This window comes from Tatumella ptyseos ATCC 33301, from assembly GCF_000735525.1.
Taxonomy (GTDB): Bacteria; Pseudomonadota; Gammaproteobacteria; order Enterobacterales; family Enterobacteriaceae; genus Tatumella; species Tatumella ptyseos.
On sequence record NZ_JMPR01000054.1, the window covers coordinates 1 to 25,659 of the forward strand.

At 50.6% G+C, this 25,659-nt stretch carries 18 protein-coding genes and 1 pseudogene; 12 read left to right on the forward strand and 7 right to left on the reverse strand.

Going from position 1 to position 25,659, the window contains the following annotated elements; genetic code table 11:
- Positions 1 to 1,182: 1,182 nt before the first annotated feature.
- The gene (locus GTPT_RS15995; RefSeq protein WP_029991484.1) at positions 1,183 to 2,088 is read left to right on the forward strand and encodes a pyridoxal-phosphate dependent enzyme; all 906 of its coding nucleotides are present in this window, start codon (positions 1,183 to 1,185) and stop codon (positions 2,086 to 2,088) included.
- A 274-nt stretch (positions 2,089 to 2,362) separates the two neighbouring features.
- On the opposite strand, the gene GTPT_RS16000 is transcribed toward GTPT_RS15995, so the two are convergent.
- Positions 2,363 to 2,797, reverse strand: a complete 435-nt coding sequence (locus GTPT_RS16000; protein ID WP_051170921.1) for a hypothetical protein — start codon at positions 2,795 to 2,797, stop codon at positions 2,363 to 2,365.
- Positions 2,798 to 3,014: 217 nt separating this feature from the next.
- Here GTPT_RS16000 and nirB point away from each other — a divergent pair, with 217 nt between their 5' ends.
- The 8 genes and pseudogenes from nirB to narI all read left to right on the forward strand — a co-directional run bounded on the left by nirB (position 3,015) and on the right by narI (position 15,144).
- A complete protein-coding gene (gene nirB, locus GTPT_RS16005; protein WP_029991488.1) occupies positions 3,015 to 5,555 on the forward strand; it encodes a nitrite reductase large subunit NirB in 2,541 nt (846 codons plus the stop codon).
- Positions 5,555 to 5,923, forward strand: coding sequence for a nitrite reductase small subunit NirD (nirD, locus tag GTPT_RS16010; protein ID WP_025902769.1), 369 nt, complete (start codon positions 5,555 to 5,557; stop codon positions 5,921 to 5,923). The genes nirB and nirD overlap by 1 nt, the downstream gene beginning before the upstream one ends.
- Positions 5,924 to 5,970: 47 nt before the next feature.
- Positions 5,971 to 6,747: pseudogene (gene cobA / locus GTPT_RS16015) on the forward strand (uroporphyrinogen-III C-methyltransferase); the annotation flags it as partial.
- 282 nt (positions 6,748 to 7,029) lie between these two features.
- On the forward strand, positions 7,030 to 8,421 hold the full coding sequence (locus GTPT_RS16020; protein ID WP_025902771.1) for a NarK family nitrate/nitrite MFS transporter: 1,392 nt from the start codon (positions 7,030 to 7,032) through the stop codon (positions 8,419 to 8,421).
- Between the two features lie 87 nt (positions 8,422 to 8,508).
- Positions 8,509 to 12,249: a nitrate reductase subunit alpha gene (locus GTPT_RS16025; protein ID WP_029991492.1), complete on the forward strand. Its 3,741-nt coding sequence runs from the start codon at positions 8,509 to 8,511 to the stop codon at positions 12,247 to 12,249.
- Positions 12,246 to 13,778 carry a nitrate reductase subunit beta gene (gene narH, locus GTPT_RS16030; protein WP_029991493.1) on the forward strand — a complete coding sequence of 511 codons (1,533 nt, stop codon included), beginning with the start codon at positions 12,246 to 12,248 and terminating at the stop codon, positions 13,776 to 13,778. Before GTPT_RS16025 ends, narH begins: the two co-directional genes overlap by 4 nt.
- On the forward strand, positions 13,778 to 14,467 hold the full coding sequence (gene narJ / locus GTPT_RS16035) for a nitrate reductase molybdenum cofactor assembly chaperone (RefSeq protein ID WP_025902774.1): 690 nt from the start codon (positions 13,778 to 13,780) through the stop codon (positions 14,465 to 14,467). The genes narH and narJ overlap by 1 nt, the downstream gene beginning before the upstream one ends.
- Positions 14,467 to 15,144, forward strand: a complete 678-nt coding sequence (narI, locus tag GTPT_RS16040; RefSeq protein ID WP_025902775.1) for a respiratory nitrate reductase subunit gamma — start codon at positions 14,467 to 14,469, stop codon at positions 15,142 to 15,144. Before narJ ends, narI begins: the two co-directional genes overlap by 1 nt.
- 65 nt (positions 15,145 to 15,209) lie before the next feature.
- On the opposite strand, the gene GTPT_RS16045 is transcribed toward narI, so the two are convergent.
- Entirely contained in the window at positions 15,210 to 16,208 is a 999-nt protein-coding gene (locus tag GTPT_RS16045; RefSeq protein ID WP_029991495.1) for a LacI family DNA-binding transcriptional regulator, read from the reverse strand.
- Between the two features lie 188 nt (positions 16,209 to 16,396).
- A complete protein-coding gene (gene idnO / locus GTPT_RS16050) occupies positions 16,397 to 17,161 on the reverse strand; it encodes a gluconate 5-dehydrogenase (protein ID WP_025902777.1) in 765 nt (254 codons plus the stop codon).
- A gap of 581 nt (positions 17,162 to 17,742) precedes the next feature.
- Between idnO and GTPT_RS17600 the strand changes: the two genes are divergently transcribed.
- The 3 genes from GTPT_RS17600 (at position 17,743) to GTPT_RS16070 (ending at position 21,503) form a co-directional block, all read left to right on the forward strand.
- A complete protein-coding gene (locus GTPT_RS17600) occupies positions 17,743 to 18,351 on the forward strand; it encodes a hypothetical protein (RefSeq protein ID WP_145959563.1) in 609 nt (202 codons plus the stop codon).
- Between the two features lie 705 nt (positions 18,352 to 19,056).
- The gene (locus GTPT_RS16065) at positions 19,057 to 20,232 is read left to right on the forward strand and encodes an amidase (RefSeq protein ID WP_029991499.1); all 1,176 of its coding nucleotides are present in this window, start codon (positions 19,057 to 19,059) and stop codon (positions 20,230 to 20,232) included.
- Positions 20,232 to 21,503, forward strand: a complete 1,272-nt coding sequence (locus GTPT_RS16070) for a Zn-dependent hydrolase (protein WP_029991501.1) — start codon at positions 20,232 to 20,234, stop codon at positions 21,501 to 21,503. The genes GTPT_RS16065 and GTPT_RS16070 overlap by 1 nt, the downstream gene beginning before the upstream one ends.
- Positions 21,504 to 21,609: 106 nt before the next feature.
- Here the strand turns inward: GTPT_RS16070 and allD are convergent, their stop codons facing one another.
- Genes allD through GTPT_RS16090 form a run of 4 tightly spaced genes read right to left on the reverse strand, consistent with a single transcriptional unit; the run spans position 21,610 to position 25,655 of the window.
- Positions 21,610 to 22,668 (reverse strand): ureidoglycolate dehydrogenase, encoded by a 1,059-nt coding sequence (gene allD, locus GTPT_RS16075; RefSeq protein WP_029991503.1) that lies wholly within the window; start codon positions 22,666 to 22,668, stop codon positions 21,610 to 21,612.
- 2 nt (positions 22,669 to 22,670) lie between these two features.
- Positions 22,671 to 23,948: an amidase gene (locus tag GTPT_RS16080; protein WP_051170924.1), complete on the reverse strand. Its 1,278-nt coding sequence runs from the start codon at positions 23,946 to 23,948 to the stop codon at positions 22,671 to 22,673.
- Positions 23,932 to 24,894, reverse strand: a complete 963-nt coding sequence (locus GTPT_RS16085; RefSeq protein ID WP_111678729.1) for an ABC transporter substrate-binding protein — start codon at positions 24,892 to 24,894, stop codon at positions 23,932 to 23,934. The genes GTPT_RS16080 and GTPT_RS16085 overlap by 17 nt, the downstream gene beginning before the upstream one ends.
- Positions 24,891 to 25,655, reverse strand: coding sequence for an ABC transporter permease (locus tag GTPT_RS16090; RefSeq protein WP_051170926.1), 765 nt, complete (start codon positions 25,653 to 25,655; stop codon positions 24,891 to 24,893). The genes GTPT_RS16085 and GTPT_RS16090 overlap by 4 nt, the downstream gene beginning before the upstream one ends.
- Between the last annotated feature and the right edge of the window lie 4 nt (positions 25,656 to 25,659).

Sequence of the window (25,659 nt, forward strand, 5' to 3'; positions counted from 1 at the left end):
GTTTTAAACTCATCTGTTATTTTTATCTCCGTACGGTGAATATTCCGTTCGCTTTGTAATAAGGCTGCTGCCTGCACCCCGCCGTGGGCGACCGGGCAAAGGGCGCATGGCCGCGCCCTCTGCACTCCCGGCCTTGCGACAAGCCTGCCCGCCGCTTCGCGGTACCTTCACTCATTTATGTGTCCTTTACGGACCGGTCATGATTCGCTCCTGCTCAGCATGACCTCTCGCCGCGTCCCTGCGGCTCGCCCTGGCCACATTCACTCGCTCAGCGGTGCGATGTCGCGGTAAGTCACCGGGTGGGTGGCCCGGAGAAAAACGGGGGATTTTTCGTTAGCCGGTCTGCGGGTTTTAAACTCATCTGTTATTTTTATCTCAGGCCGGTGAATATTCCGTTCGCCTTGCATTAAGGCTTGCTGCCTGCACCCCGCTGCGGGCGACCGGGCAAAGGGCGCATGGCCGCGCCCTCTGCACTCCCGGCCTTGCGACAGGCCTGCCCGCCGCTGCGCGGTACCTTCACTCATTCATGTGTCCTTTACGGACCGGTCATGATTCGCTCCTGCTCAGCATGACCTCTCGCCGCGTCCCTGCGGCTCGTCCTGGCCACATTCACTCGCTCAGCGGTGCGATGTCGCCCGACCATCGGTGCAGTCATCCGCGGAAAAGCGGATTGTGGTTTTGTTTTAAAACCGGAAAACAGTGGTGATGCCCGGAGAGCAGGTTTTGGGGCGCTATCCGCAGCGCCGAACGCAGAGTGACGGCCAGGCTGAGCCAGGACGGCGGATCCGGGCGGGCCGTCAGGCCGGAGCGATAAGTGAGGGGACAGCGAGGACCTGCGCCAGGCGCGGATTGTTAAGGTCCGCGCCTTCGGGCCTTAACCCGGCCGCCGCCATGCGGCAACTGAAACTACTTCACGTATAACGGACGGAATCTGCTCAGAGCGGATACCTGGGAACCGAAGAATTTGTTTGTGTCAGCACGGTGAATATTCCGTTCGCTTTGTAATAAGGCTTGCTGCCTGTAATCCGCTGCGGGCGACCGGGCAAAGGGCGCAGTGCCGGAATAATATCTCTTTACCGTCACTGCCCTGGTGTGACAAGTTAGAGAAGCAGACTTTCTGAAATATTATCACCCCTTTTTCTTCGTATAAATTTCCTTATTTACTAATACAGGCACCCACGAATGAGAATAAGTATCAAAACCCCGCTTATAAATTCGCTTCCTCTGAGTGAATGCTTAGAAACCAATGTCTGGCTAAAAATGGAATCGGCTCAGCCCACCGGTTCATTTAAACTCCGCAGCGCAGCCAATGCATGCCGGTATTATGCAGAGCAAGGAGCCACCGGCTTTGTCAGTTCCTCCGGGGGGAACGCCGGGATCTCTGTGGCACACAGTGGCAGAAAGCTGGGACTGCCGGTAACGGTCGTAGTACCGGAAACCACCTCGTTAATGGCAAGGCAACTTATTCTCCGCGAAGGTGCACAACTGATTGTTCACGGAAAAGTCTGGAGCGAGGCTAACGATCACGCATTATCGCTCACCAGCGGTAACACGGTTTATATTCATCCATTCGATGACCCGCATCTGTGGGAGGGGATCAGCTCAATCATTGATGAAGTCATAGAAGAAGGAGTAACCCCTGATGCGGTTGTTCTGTCTGTCGGAGGGGGCAGTTTACTTTCAGGTGTCGTTCAGGGACTGGTCAGGCACCAGTTAGGGCATATCCCTGTTTATGCCGGCGAAACTTATGGTACGGCATCACTGAATGCCTCGGTGAATGCCGGCGAACTCGTCAGATTACCGGTTGTCAGTGGCATAGCCACAACACTCGCCGCAAGCCAGGTGTGCAGAAATGCATTCGATGTTGCAACCCGTCACAACGTTCACAGTATGCTGGTCTCCGATGAAGAAGCGGTGAGTGCCTGCCGGACTTTTCTTGATGACCACCGCGTACTGACAGAACCTGCCTGCGGTGTTTCGCTGTCACTGTTGTATGACCGGAAAATTCAGTTTTCCGCCGATGATAATGTACTGGTGATCGTCTGCGGCGGTGCATCGGTGACTGCCAGCGCAATACTTGCTGAATAGTCACGTCATCTGATAAACGCTGATACCGGTGTGTTGATGGTGGCGTCAGACATGGCTTCCACAACCCCCGGTACAGATCCGGAATCATCTCTCCGGGAAGCATTAAGAACTGCGCGCATTCGTGGTGGCTAAACGTTTACCGGCCTTCCGACGGATACCCCGGGACTCGGGACTCCACCGTGCAATAACTCTTCTCCGGCAATAAAAAAGCCCCCTGCAACTGCAGAGGGCCTTTAGCTGAAAATCTGATTTGGGTGCCTGACGGCCCGGATTATCAGTTTACTTTTTCAGAGATAGCACTTTTAGTATCGGATGCCGCATCTTTGGTTTTATTCCAAAGTTTGGTTGCACCTTCCTGAGTACCATTCACCGCTTTGTGGGTGGTTTCTTTCGTCTTGTTCCAGCCTTTCTCAGTACCTTCTTTAGTACGGTTCCAGGCTTTCTGTGATTTCTCTTTCGCTGCGTCAGTAGTAGTGGTGTGACCACCGTTTTTCAGCTTATTGACTGTCTGCTCATTTTTTTCCTGCAGACGGTGTTTGGTTTTGTTAGCAATTTCCGCGCTGCGGTCTTTAGCCTGCTCAGTCGTCTCTGATGCACTATTTTTAAGCTGCTGAGTCTGTTCCTGAATCTGCTGTGAAGTCGTTTCTGCAAAAACATGCGCAGTAAAGAACGTCATAGAAATAGCAACAGCAGTTAATGTCTTTTTCATCTTCATTTCCCTTTTTTTAGGCTATGTAAAAAACCTAGCAGCCAATCTTTATTCTTACAAGGAATGCCCTGAGAATACAGAATTCTCTTACACTCGCCTGTTATGGGGTATACCATTTTATTACGTCTGTCTGATTAAAGATGCATTTGACTTACATCAACACGTCTGAAGTTCCCTTATCGTAGAGTGATACCTCTGTCATTCCAGTGAGGCCACAATGCGTACTATACGACTCTGCGTGATTGGAAATGGTATGGTGGGACATCGTTTTATCGAAGAATTGATCGATAAGTCCCCCGCTAACCAGTATGAGATCACTGTTTTCTGCGAAGAACCCCGCCAGGCGTATGACAGGGTCCATCTCTCATCCTATTTTTCACATCATACCGCTGAAGATCTGTCGCTGGTTCGAGAAGATTTTTACGGAAAACATCATATTCAGGTTTTTATCGCAGAGCGCGCACTGACCATTGATCGCCAGCGTAAAGAGGTAAGCTCAGCCGCTGGCCGTACGGTCTGTTACGATAAGCTGGTCATAGCCACCGGTTCTTATCCGTGGATCCCCCCTATCGAAGGCAGTAACGGCCCTGACTGCTTTGTTTACCGAACCATTGAAGACCTGAATGCAATAGAAGCCTGTGCACTACGCAGTAAACGCGGTGTTGTTATTGGTGGCGGATTACTGGGCCTTGAAGCGGCCGGGGCACTGAAAAATCTCGGTGTTGAAACCCATGTCGTCGAATTTTCCAGTGTACTGATGGCCGAACAACTGGATACGACCGGGGGCGAACAGCTACGCAAAAAAATAGAACGTCTCGGGGTTAACGTCCACACCGGAAAAAATACCCGCCAGATTATTCAGCAGGGGAGCGAATCGCGTAAGACGCTGTTATTTGCTGACGGTTCCTCTCTGGAAACCGATTTTGTTGTGTTCTCCACCGGTATTCGCCCGCAGGATAGTCTCGCTCGTCAATGCGGGCTGGTGACTGCTGAACGCGGGGGAATTGTGATTAATAAGCAGTGCCAGACCAGTGATGCGGATATTTATGCCATCGGCGAATGTGCCAGTTGGGAAAACCGTGTCTATGGGCTGGTCGCCCCGGGATACAAAATGGCACGAGTGGTTGCCGCACACTTGTGTGATCAGCCCGCCGAATTCGATGGCGCCGATATGAGTGCCAAACTCAAATTACTCGGGGTCGACGTCGGCGGACTGGGCGATGCTCATGGCCGCACCCCGGGCTGCCGCAGCTATATTTATCTGAATGAAAATCAAGAGGTTTACAAGCGTCTGATTGTCAGTGCTGATAACCGTCTGCTGTTGGGTGCCGTGCTGGTCGGAGATACCTCCGATTACGCTAATTTATTACAACTGATGCTGAACGGCATTGAACTGCCGGAAAATCCCGACCAGCTGATCCTGCCTGCGTATGCGGCAGGAGAAAGCCGGGTGATGGGGGTCGATAAGCTTCCGGACAGTGCTCAAATCTGTTCCTGCTTTGATGTCAGTAAAGGCACCATTATTAAAGCCATTGCCGACGGATGTCATACCGTAGCAGCACTGAAAGCCACCACCCATGCCGGCACCGGTTGCGGCGGCTGTATTCCGCTACTGACGCAGGTACTGAACAGTGAACTCACACGACAGGGAATCGAAGTCACCCACCATTTGTGTGAACATTTCCCTTACTCCCGTCAGGAGCTGTTTCATCTGATTCGGGTCGGCCAAATCAAAACCTTTGATGCACTACTCCGGCAATACGGTAAAGGATACGGTTGCGAAGTCTGTAAACCCGCCATTGCCAGCCTGCTGGCCTCGGCATGGAATGATTATATCCTGCAACCGGCACTGGTCCCGTTACAGGACTCCAACGACAACTTTCTGGCAAACATCCAGAAGGACGGTACCTATTCAGTCATCCCCCGTAGCCCCGGAGGGGAGATCACCCCGCAACAATTAAAGGTTATCGGTGAGGTAGCGACTGAATTCTCCCTGTACAGCAAGATCACGGGTTCACAGCGTATTGCTTTGTTTGGTGTTCAGAAAGATGATTTACCGGAGATCTGGCAGAGGTTGCTGGATGCCGGGTTTGAAACCGGTCATGCCTATGCCAAAGCTCTGCGCATGGCAAAAACCTGTGTCGGTAGTCGCTGGTGCCGTTATGGTGTCGGGGACAGCACCGGACTCGGGGTCATGCTGGAAAACCGTTACAAAGGTATCCGTACTCCCCATAAAATGAAATTCGGTGTTTCCGGGTGTACCCGTGAATGTGCTGAAGCACAAAGTAAGGATATTGGCGTCATCGCTACCGAAAAAGGCTGGAATCTTTATGTCTGTGGTAACGGAGGCATGAAACCCCGTCACGCGGATCTGCTGGCGGCCGACCTCGATCAGGCCACACTGGTTCGCTATATCGATCGCTTTATGATGTTCTATCTGCGCACTGCCGATAAATTACAACGTACTTCGGTCTGGCTCGAAAGCCTGGAAGGCGGGATCGATTACCTGAGAAAAGTGATCATCGACGATCACTTAAATATGGCTCAGCAGGCGGAAGAGGACCTGCGTTTACTCAGGGAAAAATATCACTGCGAATGGCGTGAAACCCTGGATACCCCGGAGACACGTGTCCGGTTCCATCATTTCGTTAACAGTCCGCAACGTGACATGCTGGTTCAGATGGTCCCCGAAGGCCAGCAACACCGGCCAGCAATACCGGAAGAACGCATTCCGGTAGCCCTGCAGGAGGATAAATGATGACTGAGTGGATAACTGTTTGTAACGTCAACGATATTCTGCCTGGTACCGGCGTCTGCGCTTTAGTTGAAAATCATCAGGTTGCTCTGTTCCGTCCGCGGGATGATGTGCAGATTTATGCCATCAGTAACATTGACCCTTTTTTTCAGGCAAGTGTACTCAGTCGGGGCATTATCGCTGAACATCAGGGGGATCTCTGGGTAGCCAGCCCGCTGAAAAAACAGCACTTCAGGCTGCGTGATGGTTTATGTATGGAGGACAACCGTTATTCCGTCCCCGGGTATGCGGTGAGGGTCTCTGAGGGCGCAGTGCAGGTAAGCACTCTGCCGGCGGCTATACCGGGTGGCGATACGGTGACCAGTGTATGACATCCCCTGTCCCGGGTAATGCCTGGCCGTATTTTCCGGCAGCGACCGGTCAGGTGATACTGACCGGCGCAGGGCCGGGTGATCCCGAATTACTGACCGTGAAAGCCCTGCGATCCCTGCAGCAAGCCGATGTCGTGGTTTATGATCTGCTGGTGTCTGATGAGATCCTGGCGCTGATCCCGCAGAACGTTAAACGGATCGCTGCCGGAAAGCGATGCGGTCAGCCTGGTTATACCCAGGAAGAGATTAACCGCATCCTGATACGTGAGGCAGAAGCCGGTCAACAAGTGGTGCGGCTGAAAGGTGGTGATCCGCTTATTTTCGGCCGGGGCGGAGAAGAGCTGGAAGCTCTGCAAGCCGCAGGTATTCCCTGCTCCGTTGTTCCCGGTATTACCGCGGCCAGTGGCTGCGCCGCCAGTGCATTAATTCCACTGACACACCGTGCACACGCTTCAGGCGTGCGCTTTATCACCGGACACCGGCAACCTTCCGCCATATCAGTTCCGCTAACGACTTTCAGCGATGACGAAACTCTGGTGATTTATATGGGGGTACAGCGGGCTGCTGATATCTGTGCACAGCTTCAGAACGCTGGTGCCGGTAAACATACCCCGGTCGCTGTAATTGAAAATGGTACCCGGGCGCAGCAGCGCGTCAGGATCGGTCAACTCAATGAACTGTCCGCACTCTGTGACGGTATTCGTACTCCCGGTCTGATTATTGTCGGGTCAGTCGTTCATCTGTACCACAAACTCCATAAAAAAACGGATAAGTATACGGATGAAATAATTTCATCCGCTAAGGATCCTGAATTTCATCTTTAATCCTCAGGGATCCGGGGAATATAATTTAATTAATGTGAATAATTAATTAAATCTTAATGTAAGTAACAAAGCATGTCATCACGGAATTAATAGTTCCTGAAACATGTTTAAGATCAAGCCAGGCATCTCATCTGCCAGGATATATTAATTACGCAGTAGCAATACAATAAAAAGATATCAATAGATAAGAAAGATTATCATTAATTATTCGTTCATCCATTAACCCTGTCGTTACCTGACACCAGGTAATTTCTCTATCAACTATTAACACTGAGCTTAGCCATGTCGTTATCAAAGAGAAAAAACTCCGGACTGCTGCAGCAGTGGGAGCCGGAAAACAGTCAGTTCTGGGAGCAAAGCGGAAAAAAAATAGCGCAGCGGAACCTGTGGGTGTCAGTGTTTGCGTTATTACTCTCTTTTTGCGTCTGGATGCTGTTCAGCGCTGTTTCTATTAATCTGAACAAAGCCGGATTTAATTTTACGACTGATCAACTATTTATGTTAACTGCCCTCCCTGCACTTTCGGGAGCTATCCTGCGCGTACCTTACTCTTTTATGGTGCCGTTAATCGGTGGCAGGAAATGGACGGCGATTTCTACAGTGATCCTGATTATCCCGTGTCTCTGGCTGGGTATCGCGGTACAGGATACCAGCACCCGCTATTCCACTTTCATTATTATCTCTCTGCTGTGTGGTTTTGCCGGCGCAAACTTTGCTTCAAGTATGGGGAATATCAGCTTCTTCTTCCCGAAAGCACGTCAGGGTAGCGCACTTGGCATCAATGGGGGGTTGGGGAACCTCGGCGTCAGTGTGATGCAACTGGTCGCTCCGCTGGTTCTTGTCGTCCCGTTATTTAGTCTGCTCGGTGGTAAAAGCGTCACTCAGGCGGATGGCAGCCTGCTGTGGCTGGCGAATACCGCCTGGGTCTGGGTCCCCCTGCTGGTTATCGCAACACTGGCCGCCTGGTTTGCGATGAATGATGTTCCGGGCACCCGGTTGTCTATCCGCCAGCAGTTGCCGGTACTTAAACGCGGCCATATGTGGTTACTGAGTTTTTTGTATCTGACCACTTTTGGTTCGTTTATTGGTTTCTCCGCCGGATTTGCCATGCTGGCAAAAACGCAGTTTCCGGGAGTCGATATTCTCAAACTGGCCTTTTTTGGCCCTTTCATCGGTGCACTTGCCCGTTCGTTCGGCGGCATGATCTCCGATAAGTTCGGCGGAGTTCGCGTCACCCTCATTAATTACCTTTTTATGGTGTTATTCACCGGATTACTGTTTTTCACGCTGCCGGTCGGGGGCACTAGCCACGGTAATTTCACCGCATTCTATGCCGTATTTATGGGGCTCTTCCTGACCGCCGGGCTGGGGAGTGGCTCCACCTTTCAGATGATCGCTGTGATCTTCCGTCAGCTGACTATCAATAAGGCGCTGAAAGACGGTGTCAGCGAAGACAAAGTTCAGCAACTCGCAGTGACTGAAACTGCCTCCGCGCTGGGCTTTATCTCCGCAATTGGCGCATTCGGCGGATTCTTTATCCCTAAAGCCTTTGGTAGCTCATTGGATCTCACCGGTTCCCCGGTGGGGGCAATGGTAATTTTCCTGGTATTTTACGTGGTTGGCCTGTTGGTCACCGGGCTGGTCTACGGTCGTAAAAAACCCGCAAAACAATAAAAGCGTATGCCCGCTCAGCGGGCATTTTACCTACCGGATACCTGACAGAGTCAACGCCGAAACAAGCGACTCTGTACGGAGGAAAATATGAGCAAACTACTGGATAAACTCCGCTACTTTAAGCAAAAAGGCAGCACGTTTTCAAAAGATCATGGTCAGACGATGAACAGTAACCGTGACTGGGAGGATAGTTATCGGCAGCGCTGGCAGCACGATAAAATTGTCCGTTCTACCCACGGCGTTAACTGTACAGGTTCCTGTAGCTGGAAGATCTATGTAAAAAACGGTCTGGTGACCTGGGAAACCCAGCAAACTGATTACCCACGTACACGTTCAGACTTACCTAATCACGAACCGCGCGGATGTCCGCGCGGAGCCAGTTACTCCTGGTATATCTACAGTGCAAACCGCCTCAAATACCCCTTAGTCCGCAAGCAGTTAATCCAGTTATGGCGCGAAGCCCGCCAGGAATTCAGCGACCCGGTCGATGCCTGGGACAGTATTGTCCGTGATGAGCAAAAAACTGCCCGCTATAAAAAAGCCCGCGGAAAAGGTGGTTTTGTCCGTTCAGACTGGAATGAACTGAACCAGCTAATTGCGGCTGCCAATATCTGGACCGTCAAAAATTATGGCCCGGATCGGGTAGCGGGTTTCTCTCCGATACCGGCCATGTCGATGGTTTCTTATGCGGCGGGTACACGCTATCTCTCTCTGATGGGAGGCACCTGCCTGAGTTTTTACGACTGGTACTGCGACCTGCCACCGGCTTCCCCGATGACATGGGGTGAACAGACGGATGTGCCTGAATCGGCAGACTGGTATAACTCTGCCTATATCATTGCCTGGGGATCGAATGTCCCGCAAACCCGTACTCCTGATGCTCACTTCTTCACTGAAGTCCGGTATAAAGGAACGAAAACTGTCGCCATCACCCCCGATTATGCTGAAGTCGCGAAACTCAGTGACCAATGGCTGGCCCCCAAACAGGGAACCGATGCGGCTCTGGCGATGGCGATGGGCCATGTCATCCTCAGGGAGTTTCACCTCGATAACCCCAGCGACTATTTTATTAATTATTGCCGGCGCTACACAGATATGCCGATGCTGGTCGTACTGGAAGAAACCGATGAAGGTTATTACAGCGCAGGCCGTCTGTTAAGAGCCGCTGATCTGGCTGATAACCTCGGTGAAAGTAATAATCCGGACTGGAAAACTGTCGCGATTAACCATGACGGACAGTTAGTGATCCCAAATGGTTCAGCGGGTTTCCGCTGGGGACAGAAAGGCGGGTGGAACCTGGAGGCCCGTGCAGGCGGACAAGAGACTACATTACGCCTCAGCCTGGCAGAAGATTATGATCAACTGGCAGAAGTGGCCTTCCCTTATTTCGGTGGCCAGCAATCACCACATTTTCGCCATGTCGAACACTCTCCGGTACTGGTCCATACCTTACCGGCAAAACTGTTGACTCTTGCTGACGGTACACAGGCGAAGGTCGTGAGCGTTTATGATCTTACCTTAGGGAATTACGGCATCGATCGCGATTGGGGCGATACTCAGGCCGCCACCTCCTATGATGAAATAAAAGCCTACTCCCCGGCATGGGCAGAACAAATCTGTGGCGTTCCCCGGGATCAGATTATCCGCATCGCGCGCGAGTTTGCCGACACAGCACACAAGACCCACGGTCGCTCTATGATAATCGTCGGTGCCGGTATGAACCACTGGTACCACATGGATATGAATTACCGCGGCCTGATGAACATGCTGATCTTCTGCGGCTGTGTCGGGCAAAGCGGCGGTGGCTGGGCGCATTATGTCGGTCAGGAAAAACTGCGACCACAAACCGGCTGGCAACCGCTGGCATTTGCGCTGGACTGGACCCGTCCGCCACGCCATATGAACGGGACGTCCTTTTTCTATAATCACTCCAGCCAGTGGCGCTACGAGAAACTCTCCACACAGGAGTTGTTATCTCCGCTGGCAGATAAAAAAGCCTTCAGCGGCCAGTTGATTGATTTTAACATCCGTGCTGAACGAATGGGCTGGTTGCCGTCTTCGCCGCAACTGAATACTAACCCTCTGACCATTGCTTCAATGGCCCAAAAGGCCGGCGTATCCCCGGTTGATTATACCGTTTCGGCACTGAAGGAAGGTGAGTTACGTTTTGCCTGTGAACAACCGGACAGCGGTAATAACCATCCCCGAAATTTATTTGTATGGCGCTCAAATCTGCTGGGATCGTCGGCGAAAGGCCATGAATATATGTTGCGTTATCTGTTAGGGATAGACAGCGGTATCCAGGGCGATGAAACCGTAGCAGACCCGGAAATGTCTCCGGAAGAAGCAGACTGGCAGACTCCCGCCCGGGAAGGAAAACTGGACCTGCTGGTGACACTCGACTTCAGGATGTCCAGTACCTGCCTGTTTTCCGATATCGTTTTACCGACGGCCACCTGGTATGAAAAAGACGATATGAATACGTCGGATATGCATCCCTTTATCCATCCGCTGTCGGCAGCCGTCGACCCGGTATGGGAATCCCGCAGTGACTGGGAAATCTACAAAGAGATTGCCAGAACCTTCTCTGAACTCTGTCCGGGTCACCTCGGGGTAGAGAAAGATGTGGTGCTGTTACCTATCCAGCATGACTCCCCTGCAGAACTGTCGCAACCTTACGAGGTGAAACAGTGGCACAAAGGTGAATGCGAACTGCAACCGGGTAAAACGGCACCGCATATCATGGTGGTTGAACGTGACTACCCCGCCCTCAGTGAACGATTCACCTCTGTCGGTCCGTTACTTGAAAAGCTGGGTAATGGCGGCAAAGGGATCTCCTGGAACACAGATAAGGAAGTCGAACTGCTGCGTCAGCTGAATCACACCCGGGCTGAAGGCGCAGGCAAAGGTCAGCCACAGCTTGATACGGCCATTGATGCCGCAGAGATGATCCTGGCACTGGCCCCGGAAACTAACGGACAAGTCGCCGTAAAAGCCTGGGAGGCTCTGGGTGAAATTACCGGACGCGACCATACCCATCTAGCCCTGCCAAAACAGGAAGAGAAGATCCGTTTTCGTGATATCCAGGCACAGCCAAGAAAGATCATCTCCAGCCCGACCTGGTCAGGACTGGAAGATGAACACGTCTCTTATAACGCCTGTTATACCAACGTCCATGAATTGATCCCCTGGCGTACTCTGACCGGACGCCAGCAGCTTTACCAGGATCACCCCTGGATGCGGGCCTTCGGAGAAAGTCTGGTTAGCTACAGACCGCCGATCAATACGCGTAGTGTTGAGAAAATGCAGCATATTCCTTCCAATGGCTATCCGGAGAAGACACTGAATTTTCTGACTCCTCATCAGAAATGGGGGAGCCACTCCACTTACAGCGAAAATCTGCTGATGCTGACGCTTTCGCGCGGCGGACCGATTGTCTGGATGAGCGAGGAAGATGCCAGAGAGATGGGCATCCGCGATAACGACTGGATTGAAGCCTTTAACAGTAACGGGGCTCTGACCGCCAGGGCCGTGGTCAGTCAGCGTGTCCCTGCAGGTATGACCATGATGTACCACGCACAGGAACGTATTACGAATATCCCTGGTTCCGAGGTGACGGGGATGCGTGGGGGGATCCATAACTCAGTGACCCGTATCAGCCCTAAACCCACACATATGATCGGCGGCTATGTCCATCAGTGCTACGGGTTTAACTACTACGGAACCGTGGGTTCCAACCGTGATGAATTTATTATTGTCCGCAAAATGAAAAATATTCTCTGGCTGGACGATGAAGGCCATGATCAGGTTCAGGAGGCTAACCAATGAAAATACGTTCCCAGGTCGGTATGGTTCTGAACCTTGATAAATGTATTGGCTGTCATACCTGCTCCGTGACCTGTAAAAATGTCTGGACCAGTCGTGAAGGTATGGAATATGCCTGGTTCAATAACGTGGAGAGTAAACCCGGCACAGGTTATCCGACCGCATGGGAGGATCAGGAAAAATGGCGCGGCGGGTGGATCCGCAAAATCAACGGCCGGCTGGAGCCTCGCCTCGGCAACAAGGTCGGGGTATTAAGTAAAATTTTTGCCAATCCGCTGGTCCCGGGGATCGATGACTATTACGAACCTTTTACCTTCGATTACCAGCACCTGCACAATGCGCCACAGGGGAAACACCAGCCGACGGCACGTCCCCGCTCGCTAATCACCGGTCAGCGCATGGATAAGATCACCTCAGGCCCGAACTGGGAAGAAATTCTCGGAGGTGAATTTGAAACACGCTCAGCGGACCAGAACTTTGCGAATATGGAAAAGCAAATCTATGGCGAGTTTGAACATACGTTCATGATGTATATGCCACGCCTCTGTGAGCATTGCCTGAACCCGTCGTGTGTTGCAACCTGCCCGAGCGGTGCTATCTATAAGCGTGAAGAAGACGGTATTGTCCTGATAGACCAGGATCGCTGCCGCGGCTGGCGTTTATGTATCAGTGGTTGTCCGTACAAGAAGATCTACTTCAACTGGAAAAGCGGAAAGTCTGAAAAATGTATTTTCTGCTATCCGCGTATAGAAGCAGGTATGCCTACCGTTTGCTCCGAGACCTGCGTCGGCAGGATCCGTTACCTGGGCGTTTTGCTCTATGATGCCGATAAGATCTCTGAGGCCGCTGCCACGGAGAATGAACAGGATCTTTATCAGCGCCAGTCTGATATTTTCCTGGATCCCAATGACCCGCAGGTGATCCTTGCAGCACAACAGCAAGGGATCCCGCAGAATGTGTTGGAAGCAGCAAAAAATTCGCCGGTCTGGAAACTGGCCATGGACTGGAAGCTGGCTCTGCCGTTACATCCTGAATACCGTACCCTGCCTATGGTCTGGTATGTACCACCGCTTTCCCCGATTCAGTCGGTTGCTGAATCCGGGGCTTTAACCAGCGATGGCGTATTACCGGCAGTAGAAGAACTACGTATTCCGGTTCAGTATCTGGCTAATATGCTGACAGCCGGTGATACCGCCCCGGTAATTTCAGCATTAAAACGCATGATGGCGATGCGCCATTATAAACGCGCTCAAACGGTGGAAGGCAAAACCGATACCCGGGCTCTTGAAGAGACAGGACTGACAGTGGCTCAGGCAGAAGAAATGTACCGCTATCTGGCCATTGCCAACTATGAAGACAGGTTTGTCGTGCCTTCCGGTCACCGTGAAATGGCCGGACATGCATTCCCGGAAAAAAGCGGATGCGGATTTACCTTCGGTGATGGCTGCCACGGGAGTGATACCCGTTTTAATTTGTTTAACAGCCGCCGGATCGATGCCATCAATGTGTCCGAAAAAACAGGAGATCAGTGATGCAGCCATTAAAACTGATTGCTGTGATGCTGGAATATCCTTCTCAGGAACTGTGGGAAGCGTCAGAAGAAATATTAGCAGTTATCACCGCAGGATCACCGGAGTTACTCGAATTTACTCAACGTTACTTGCAGGCTCCGTTACTGGATCGTCAGCAGGAATGGTGTGAAACCTTTGACCGTGGACGCGCCACCTCACTGCTGCTGTTTGAACACGTCCATGCGGAGTCGCGTGACCGCGGACAAGCGATGGTCGACTTAATGACGCAATACCAGGCTGCAGGATTGCAACCGGATTGCCGTGAGCTGCCCGACTACCTGCCGGTGTATCTGGAATATCTGTCGCTGTGCACGGAAGAGGAATGCCGTCAGGGGTTACGGGATATCGCTGAAATACTGGCTCTGCTCGGCGGTCGTCTGACACAGCGGGGCAGTGACTATCGGGTGTTATTTGACCAATTGTTAGTGCTGGCTGACAGCCCGCTACGTAGCCACACTGTGCTTGATAAAATTGCCGGAGAATCCCGCGATGATACTCCGCAGGCAATGGATGCTATCTGGGAGGAAGAGCAGGTGAAATTTATTGAAGATCCGGCATGTAAGAATGCGGCACAACAACAATACCGCCAGCGCTTCCGTGACCAGGTCACACCGCAGTATCTGGATTTATCTGCCGGAGGTGTCAAATGATAGGCTGGCTGAATACTTTTCTGTTTGATCTTTACCCTTACCTGTGCGGAACGGTGTTTCTGGCAGGAAGCTGGTTACGTTACGATTACGGCCAGTACAGCTGGCGGGCTTCTTCCAGCCAGATGCTGGATAAAAAAGGCATGACGCTGGCCTCCAATTTGTTTCACATCGGTATTCTCGGAATTTTCTTCGGGCATCTGTTTGGTTTACTGACCCCGCACTGGGTCTATGAGTCCTTCCTGCCGATTGCAACGAAACAAAAGATAGCCATGGTGGCCGGAGGTGTTTGCGGCATCATGACGGTGATCGGAGGGGGATTACTGCTGAAACGCAGGCTGTATAACCCCCGTGTCCGGGCGACCTCTACCCACGCCGATATTCTTATCCTGAGTTTACTGGTGCTCCAGGCTTGTCTCGGGGTAACGACCATCCTGTTTTCCAGCCGTCATATGGACGGCGAGGAAATGATGAAGCTGGCAGGCTGGGCACAATCTATCGTCTTTTTCCGGGGTAATGCAGCCTCGTTTCTGGATGGCGTGGACATGATCTATCGGGTACACCTGGTGCTGGGAATGACACTCTTTTTAGTATTTCCTTTTACCCGTCTGGTTCATATCTGGAGTGCGCCGGTAGAATATCTGACCCGTCGCTATCAGCTGGTTCGCTCGCGACATTAGTCAGACACCTGTCAGCGAACACTATAATACCCAACCGCGACAGGCTTTACCGCCTGTCGCTGCTTTCAGAGAGTATCGCCGGTAAACAGACGATACCCGAGATCCACGGTTTCACTGCCCGCTGTTCGGCGACCTTCCAGCTGTGCAATCAGCAACCCGGTAGCGACCTGACCTGCTTCCAGCCTTGGTGTGATCACACTGGCGAGTTTTTGCTGATTTGCTGAACCGATATCCAGACCGTGGAAACCGGCAATCGCGATATCTTCAGGGACCCTGATCAGACGCGCCTGACACTCCAGCAATACGCCCATCGCCAGATCATCATTCGTACAAAATATTGCATCAGTTTGCGGATGCTGTGCGATGATTTGCTGAAATAACCGGCGACCTAACACCATCGAGGAGATTGCTCCGGGGACATAGTGATGCCCTGACAATCCATATTCCTGTAATGCCTGCGTCATCCCCTGATAGCGGCTGACATCACGCGGATCATCCATCGCACCGATGAAGGCCATCTGTTTTTTACCGCGCCTGACAAATTCACCGGTCATATCAAAAGCGGCTTGCCGGTTATCAAATCCGACCTGAATATCCAGTGGATCAGAAGTTATTTCCATCAGCTCAGCCACCGGAATACCGGATGTTTTCAGGTAATCTCTGGCTGTCTGAGTGTGCTGTGTACCGGTCAGCAGTAAACCATCAATATGGTAGGAGAGCAGAGTGATTATTTTTTCCTGTCCGGTCAGCGGATCATAGTTATCACTGGCAATAATTGTCTGATAACCATGCTTTTCTGCGACCTGCTGAATACCTTCCAGCACATCTGAAAAAATCTGATTCCGGAAAGACGGAATGATCACACCAAGCGTTTTGCTCCCCGCCCCCGACAGCATTTCCGGTAACCGGTTAGGAATATAATTATGCTGGCGCATCACTTCATCAATAGCACATCTGCTACGCTCTGAAACCTTAGACGGATCACGCATATAGCGGCTTACCGTCATTTTTGTCAGGCCTGCCAGGGTCGCGATATCCTGCAGGGACATACGGTTTCGTTTCATAACATTTCCTGTAAGTATTTTTTTCGCGGGTAGTCTACCTGTGAAATGCAGATACTGCCCGGATAACCCTGTCTGACGTAATGCGGGCCATCACCCGGAGACACAAGGCACAGTGACGTCTACGGTCAGTGATAAAGGCAGAGGCGGGATCGTTTACTGGCGGGAGCATCGCCTCCCGCCCGGACGGATTAAACTGACGCTAACATGCCGCCATCAACAAACAGGATATGGCCGTTCACAAAATCAGAAGCCGGCGCGGCAAGGAAGACAGCGGCTCCTTTCAGTTCTTCAGGTTTGCCCCAGCGGGCTGCAGGAGTCCGGTGGCATAGCCAGTCAGTGAACTGTTTATCATTGACCAGTGCCGATGTCATTTCTGAATCGAAATAACCCGGCGCAATACCGTTAACCTGAATATTATACCGGGCAAGTTCAACACACATGCCTTTAGTCAGCATTTTTACTGCACCTTTGGATGCGGCATACGGTGTAATATTGTCGCGGCCTAATTCGCTTTGCATGGAACAGATATTGATGATTTTTCCACGCTTACGCTCAATCATCCTGCGGGCAACCTGTTGAGACACCAGAAATACTGATTTCTGGTTAACATTCATTATGTTATCCCATTGTTCAACCGGAAAATCGGTGAAAGGTGTACGGAACTGAATGCCCGCATTATTAATCAGAATATCCAGCGGACCTGTACCCGTCTCTATCTGTTCAATTGCTTGCGCTACGGCTTGCGGGTCTGTGACATCAAATGCGCAGGCATGTGCCGTTATTCCTGCCTGCTGTAATTGCGTCACGGCGTGTTCGCAACGCTCCCTGTTGCGGCCATTGATAATGACTTCGGCACCATGCTCACCTAGTCCATAAGCCATTAGTAATCCCAGACCCTGGGTAGACCCGGTGATTAAGGCTCGCTTTCCGCTCAGGTTAAATAAGTTACTCATTTTCTGCCCCCATACCACTAACTGTTACGCGTAACTGTACGCGCAACAGCCCGGGGAATAAACGCTTTTCAGCCATTCTCACGAAGCTTTGAGAAGATATGTGATCCTTGTCAGATATTTGCCTCCTAATGTTCATCGATACTTATCTGTCTTACACACTGATGCACAGATAAAAATATCGCGGTAAAGAAAATGTATGCCCGGGCTTATACTGCCGGAATCAATTATGTTCCCCGTACCGGTTATAAAGGTAATGACCGAATTAGGGTGACGGTAATAATTTATACTTCCCGTTTCACCAGCAGACAGACACTATTAAATATCGTTACCCGTCCAATAGAAGAAACTGAAATATTCTTATTTTCAAACAATTTTGGCTGACTCTATAGAACAGATGGCAAATAGCTGACATAATCCAGTGATATTTCATTCATTACAGTGTTTAAAACCTTCAGGCGACAGGATGAAAAACAGACAAAAATAACACTCCGGTACGCTTATAACGTTTCGCACTGACTTCGGAAAAATCAAGAAAAAAATTCACTTTAAAAATCAAACGAATAATATAAATATGGTGCTATATGAATAACAAGGAAGTCATTCGTTCCATTGCCATTATCGATACCTGTAACTATACCTGCATGGCAATTTCTTCTATATGCAGGCACATTTCTGACAATATTATCGTCTACACTTTTACTTCGGTAGAAGAACTACTAAATAATCGTTCAGTAAGGGATTTCGATTTCGTATTTTATGACATACTGACAACCTGTCCGATAGTTATCGACCCCGAAAATGATATTTTAAAGATAAAATCGGCAAATCCCCATTGTAAGGTTTGTCTGCTCTCGGTGTTACACCAGTTCATGTATATTAGAAACGCTGACTTTGAACTGGATAAACGGCTTCCTCTGGACGACTTCAGTTTTTTTATTCGTATTCTCTGTCGTGACAACCAGGGGAAATGTAAAAGAAATTATAGCGTTATATTTCATAGCCGTCTGGATTTAACCAAAGAGCAGGTATCGCTATTACGCGGTTATCTTTATAACCTGAACACGAAAGAAATCGCTGAGCTCCTGCATTGTAATCTGAGGAAGGTTTATTTTTACCGGGAAGGGGCTATCAAAAAAGGACACCGGAACAAAAGCTTTTTCCGCGCTATCGGACGCCTGGTCAATCCCTGATGATATCACAGGAAAGCCGGAGTATAAGAGTGGCGTCTGTGATCTGCAGACGCTTATGGGCGATTAATTAACGATGCTCTGAGCGATAACCGCCATCATAGAGCACAAATTAATAATGCAACAATAGCAGAAACGCTGCTACTGCCGGATGACACATCCTATGTTCACCTGCAGCCAGTACGCAGCAGATGGCTGTCTTGTACACTATCAGTTCAGACAATAATGATATTCTTCTTTAAAGTCCGCAGCAGAGAGGGAAAAGAATACGCCCTGCGTTTTATAGGTAAGAAGCCTTCCGGGACTTAACCGTCCGCCTGTCTCCTCTAAAACATCGCTGACCCGACAAGATGTTAGCAACTCTGCTTTTGTATAAGGGATGGAGATTTTATTAGCATCCCTGGTGATACCCCTGTCACTTTTACCGATTTCCGGGTGGAGGAAAACCTCTGCTGGCTGCACAGGTTATCTTCCGTTCTGCTCACCAGTACAGTGCACCCCCCTGCGTTGCCATAAACGTCATCCTGATAAAACCTCTTTCCTGAAATACCCTAATTGACTGATCTATTGAGATTAAAACTAAATATCCACGGCATGCTGCCAGGGTGGTATGGCATTTGCTTGTTAACACTATCGTTATCAGTATCAGCCAGCAGATTGCCCGGCCACAGCAGATAGACTGTGGCGAAAGCCTGCCAGGAGAGAATAATGCGGGAAGCATCACGATCATTTATGCCCTATCCGTTTCGCGAGGTTAAACATGCCAATCATGGTCCGTTAAATGGATTGACCTTTGCTGTAAAAGATTTATTTGATGTTGCCGGGTATCCCACCGGGGGCGGAAATCCGCATATTCTGGCCCTCTCAGGGGTGAAAAAAAACACCGCACCTGCCGTTCAGCAACTGCTGGATGCCGGTGCCCGTTTTGTCGGGAAAACACATACCAACGAACTGGCCTTTTCGATGAGTGGCCATAATATTCACTACGGTACTCCCCGTAACGGGGCAGCCCCTGACCGGATCCCCGGTGGTTCTTCTTCCGGCTCCGCTTCCGCTGTCTCCAATGGTCTGTGCGATATCGCCCTGGGTACTGATACCGGGGGGTCAGTACGTACTCCGGCAAGCTATTGCGGTCTGTTTGGCCTCCGCCCTACCCATGGGCGGATCAGCTTACAGGGCTGCCAGTCACTGGCCCCTTCTATGGATACCTGTGGTTTTTTTGCATCAACCGCGGAGCATTTTGCCGCAGCAGCGAAATGTCTGCTGGGTGAGGACCGCATACTGCCGGCAGAGATACGACTGGTATCTGACCCTCATCTCTTCAGCCGTCTGCCGACCGAAAGTCAGCAGGCACTGACTCCGGTAGTACATCACATCCGGCATTTATGGGGAGAGATTACGCCGCTGCAAGAGCTCACTCCACAGTCTGAAGAACTGTTTCAGGCATTTCGGGTCATTCAGGGTTATGAAGCCTGGCAGGCACAGGGCAGGACAATTGAACGCTATGGTCTGTCTCTCGGGCCGGATGTGGCAGCACGCTTTGAATTTGGACGTGGGGTAACGGAGAGTGATTACCATACAGCGGTTAGTCTGCGCCAACAGTTTACATCGTGGTGGGAACAGCAGCTGGCCGGTCGCATTCTGGTACTGCCGACAGTCCCTGAAATCGCACCATTACTCACTGCCAGTACAGAGCAGATTGAAGCAACCCGCAAGTTGTCGCAGGATTTATTGATCATCGCCGTCATGACCGGCGCACCACAGGTTACCGTGCCCATGACACAAGTAAACGGGAGTCCGCTTGGTATTTCCTTTCTTGGGCCACGAGGCAGTGACCAACGATTAATTGAGATGGCAGTAACACTTTCTTCAGGAGAAAAATAATGACTACCGAAGTACTGGTTAAGTCCGTATCCGATCCCACATGTTTACGGATCAATGGTGAACGATTATGGGGATCGTTAATGCAACTGGCGAAAATCGGTGCGACGGCGAAAGGAGGCTGCTGCCGGTTAGCATTGACCGACCTTGACCGTCTGGGGCGGGACCTGGTGATTAAATGGGCAACCGAGGCTGGGTTAACCGTTACTATCGATAAAATTGGTAATGTTTTTATGCGCAGGGAAGGACGTAATCCGTCTCTGCCACCGATAATGTCAGGTAGTCATATTGATACCCAGCCCACCGGAGGTAAATATGATGGTAATTATGGTGTACTGGCCGCACTGGAAGTCATTCGAACGCTGAATGATCTGGACATCGTGACAGAAGCTCCACTTGAAGTCGTCTTTTGGACCAATGAAGAAGGCTCCCGGTTTGTTCCTGTCATGATGGGGTCAGGAGTGTTTGCGGGCGTCTTCCCGCTCGAAGATATTTATGCGGTCTGCGACAGTGAGGGGAAAAGTGTTGGCAGTGAACTGGAGAAGATCGGTTATATCGGCACAGAAACGCCGGGGGATCATCCGGTAGGCGCGTATTTTGAAGCGCATATCGAGCAAGGCCCTATCCTCGAAGACGAAGAAAAAGTGATTGGTGTGGTACAGGGCGTGCTCGGTATCCGCTGGTATGACTGTAAAGTGACCGGTCAGGAATCTCATGCCGGTCCGACACCGATGTCTCTGCGCAAAGATGCGTTACAAACGGCGACACAAATCATGCAGCAGGTGATCACTATTGCCGGACAAACCCCTGAGGGGCGGGGTACCGTTGGTAGTGTTCAAGTCTATCCTAATAGCCGCAATGTGGTTCCGGGCGAAGTGACATTTTCTATCGATATACGCAATACCAGTGATGCGCTGGTAACGGACATGGATTCGGCACTAAGGGAATACATTGCTACTCTCAGTGAACAAAGTGGCTTACAGATCGAGCTGACAGAAGTCAGCCATTACCCTGCAGCTTCGTTTGATAGTGATTGCCAGGCTGCGATTTCGAAGGCTGCTGTAACGCTAAATTATCCGCAACGGGAGATTGTGTCCGGTGCCGGACATGACGCAGTCTATATGAGTTACCTGGTTCCTACCGGGATGATCTTTATCCCCTGCAAAGACGGTATCAGTCATAACGAAGCGGAGTATGCGGCCCCGGAGCATGTCACTGCCGGAGCTAACGTCTTATTGCAGGTGATACTACAGTACGCAGGGATCGCCGGATAACACTGCCGTATTAAATAAATCGCTGGCAATAATAACCGGCGATTTATCTGAGTCACCGAACAGGCAGATGTACTGCCTTATTCTGCCATACTCCTCCTACCCCGCTCTATTCAGCTCCATTAAAAGGATTCCCGGTTTCATAGCGGTCAGCATGTAAATGGTCACTGTTCAGGTATTGCCAGACATCTTCGTTAATCGCAATTCCCTGTCTGGCGGCCAGCTTCTCTCGTAGCACGCAGTCTTCACCGGGATAGAGAACCCGCTCAACGCCCTGTGCCGGTTTACTCGCTTTCAGTTCTGCCATCGAACGCGACACATTAGCGCGGAAAATATTACTGTCAGTAAAAGCTGACGGATCAAAAATCAGATGTAACTGACCAAGATTTCGTCCTTCGGACATCTTCTGGTACATAGAAGAGACATGTTTGCCAAACGGAAGTCCCAGCAACATTCCAGCCAGTACATCTACCATCATCATTAACCCGTAGCCTTTCGGCCCGGAGATAGCGTTCAAGCCAGCCACTGCCGTAGGATCGGTGGTAGGATTCCCCTTGCAATCAACCGCCCAGTCATCGGGTATAGGCTGATGTCTTAGCCGCGCATCAAGAATTTTTCCCCATGCCTGAACACTGGTCGCCATATCCAGCATCATGTAATCATCCCCTTCTCCCGGGGCGGCGAAGGCTATCGGATTTGTCCCGTAATAAGGTTCTGCCCCGCCGTAAGGAACGACCATCGGGTCAGACTGACAGAGTGATAACGCCACCATTCCCGCTTTCGCCGCCTGTTCGACGAAGAATGACAGTGCACCGCTGTGGCTGATACGACGAATGCCTACCGCGCAAATACCTTGTTGCTGAGCGATTTCAATTCCCCTGGTCATTGCCTCCCGGGCTACAAAATGCCCGGCACCATTATCACCATCAAAGGTGATGACTGAGGGTAAATCATGGGTGATGGTAAACTTTGGGGCGGTATTAATACCACCTTTACAGAGTCGCTCCACATAATATTCTGTACGCAGAGCACCATGGGAGTGAACTCCGCGCTTGTCAGCATGTACCAGAGACTCTGCGACGGCTCCGGCATGAGGACTTGTAAGCCCGGCGCGTTGAAGTTTATTACTGATCATCGTCAGTAACTGTTGCTGATCGACCCTAAGCATTGTCACTCTCCCCCACTCTTCAGTGGTACTTTAATCCGTGGCAAACGTGATTCAAACCAGCAGGCAATTGATATCAGCTCGCTCTCTTTAAATGAATGGCCGATTAACTGCAATCCTATCGGTAATCGCCGTCCCGAAATTCCGGCAGGTAATGTCAGCGCAGGTAATCCAAGAAATGACCAGGGGGCACAAAAGGATGCATCGCCGGTGGATAGCAGCCCCGCCGGTGCCACCGATGGTGCCGCTAGTGATAAAATCAGATCACTGTCGGCGAAGTAATAATCTCGCTGCCGACGACATTGCTGCATAAAAGCTAAAGCTGCCTGATATTCTTGTTCTGAAATATCACGCCCCTGCTGAATAAGTGCGACGGTAGCATCTCCTGCCGCTGATACCCCGGGACCAATTTTCACGGATAATTCCTGACTGGCTTCAAATGCCAGAATGACATCGAGTGCCGCCAGCCAATCCGGGGCCTGATTTGACGCCTCCAGGGGGGAGCATTCAACACCCTGCGCCGCCAGCCAGTTGACCAGTGTCAAAAACAGGGCCTTCAGTTCTTCATCGGCAGCTTGCCATTGTTCAGGAAAATAGAGACTGACCCGACGCGGCTTCAGGTCAGTTAATGGTGTAATCCGGGTCTGATGCTCAATAATTACCTGCTGACAAAGACTGGCATAATGACAATCAGAGGTAATAAATCCAATGTGATCCAGTGAACCGGACAGAGGCTGAACCCCTTCCATCGGGATCTGCCCATAGGTGGGTTTAAATCCCACCACCCCGCAATATGCCGCAGGGCGAATAACCGACCCTACCGTCTGGGTTCCGATAGCTATATTAACAATACCGGCAGCTACTGCTGCCGCTGAACCGCTGGAAGAGCCCCCCGGGGTGTGCCGAACATTCCAGGGATTGACGGTGGCCGCCGGGTGGCGCCAGGCGAATTCAGTCGTTGCCGTTTTACCAAAAATAGTCGCACCTGCCGCCTTCAGTTGCCTGACAATATTCGCATCCTGCGCCGGATACTGCCCCTGAAATAGCGGGCAGCCGTAGGCCGTAGGCATATCGTGAGTATCAATCAGGTCTTTCACGGCAACGGGTATGCCAGAAAGCGGTAATCCTTCCTGAGTCCCGGGATAATTCTCCGGAAGATACACAAACGCCTTTAACTCAGGATTACGCTGATGTGCTGTTATGGTTGCCTGAGACAGCGTAATGGTGTTTCCATGGCGTTTTCTATCAATGCCCGGGCCTGAGGGATCATTTTTTGTAAACATTATGCACAACGTCCGAATAGGTCACCTGTCCGGGTTTAATATTACCGATGTACTGCTGAACGTTGATGGCATTATTAAATGCACCTTCAGAAATATAGGGATCAACTGCATAGATATTATTTTCCGACAGTCGGTCAACCGCATTGGTCACCACCTTGGCATCCAGGGTCGGGAACTCTTTAATCGCCACTTTACGGGCGATGTCCGGCGAGTTATGGATAACTTTTTCCGCATCTGCCAGACCTGCGATAAAGTTTTTCACCATCTCAGGTTTATTTTTCAGCGTTGACTCCAGTGTATCAATTGCAGAGAAGGCAAATTCCCCGTGATATTTGTCATTAAACGAATAGATAATTTTATAACCGCTGGCAATTCCCTGATCGGCCTGTGGTTCATAAACGGTCGCAGCCTGTGCCCGCCCCACACCTAGCGGTGACAGTTCCGTCCCCAACTGAACCGTGCTTAGGTGTACATCCTGAATTCCTTTATCTTTAATTAGCTGCTGGAGCAGATAGGTTGTGGTACTCGGTGGCATTGCTGTCGAGACGGTTTTCCTTTTAAGATCGGCTTCCGACGTCAGATTGGCTGAAGGCGGAGCGATGATCCACACCGGTACTCCTGATACAACCAGCCCGATATTTGTGACTGGCGCACCTTTAATATGAGCCAGTACTGCAGTCATCGGGTCCTGCAGGGAAAAATCACCATGACCACCTATTACTGCTGCCACCGCCTGAGCACCACTGCCGGCAGTCATCAGTTTTACATCGACACCGTGTCTGGCGAAAATGCCCTGATCAATCCCCACATATAACGGCAGGTACTGAATCGAGTGGAAAGCTTCATAAATTACGGCGGGCTGGTTAGCCTGAGCCACAGAGGCAAATGCAGATGTTCCCACCAGCACAGCGGCAGCAGCCAGTTTACGAACAGATTTCATCTTCATGCTTTCCATTTAACTACCCTCTTCTCAATATATTGAATACACCAGGTGACTAACGATGCCATGACTGTCAGAACAATGACGCCAAGCCAGACGGTATTAAGATCAAACAAAGAACCGGCAACAAAAATTTCGTGTCCCAACCCGTTATTTGAGGAAATATATTCCCCGACTACCGCTCCAATCAGCGAAAACCCCACATTGATGCGAATAATAGAAAATATCCACGGTATCGATGACGGGATAATCAGTTTTCTGAAAATCTGTATATTCGACGCTTTGAAGGAACGGAATAAGTTCATTAAATCACTGTCGATTTCTCTGGCCACCGCACAGGCGGAGATCATGGCAACTGCAAATGAGGAAATTGCAGATAACCAGATTTTCGACGTGGTATCAGACCCAAACCAGATGATAATCATCGGCCCCAAAGCTATTTTAGGGATACTGTTAAGAATGACAGAAAATTGCTCCCCAACCTGGGACAACTTCGGATAGAACCAGAGCCCAAGTCCGAGGATAATCCCCAGCCCGCTCCCTATCACCAGCCCCATAATCGTTTCATAGAACGTGATCCAGGTATCGTAAACCAGTTGTCCCTGAGTCAGACCAAGCATCGCCGAATGATAAATACCGTAAGGAGAACCTAATAACTGTCCGTTAATCCAGTTTTGCTGTGAAGCCAGTCCCCATAAACACACCAGGATAAAAAGAATAAGAAAGACAATAACGGTTGCTCTGCGCTTATCTGTATTTTGTATCATTGAA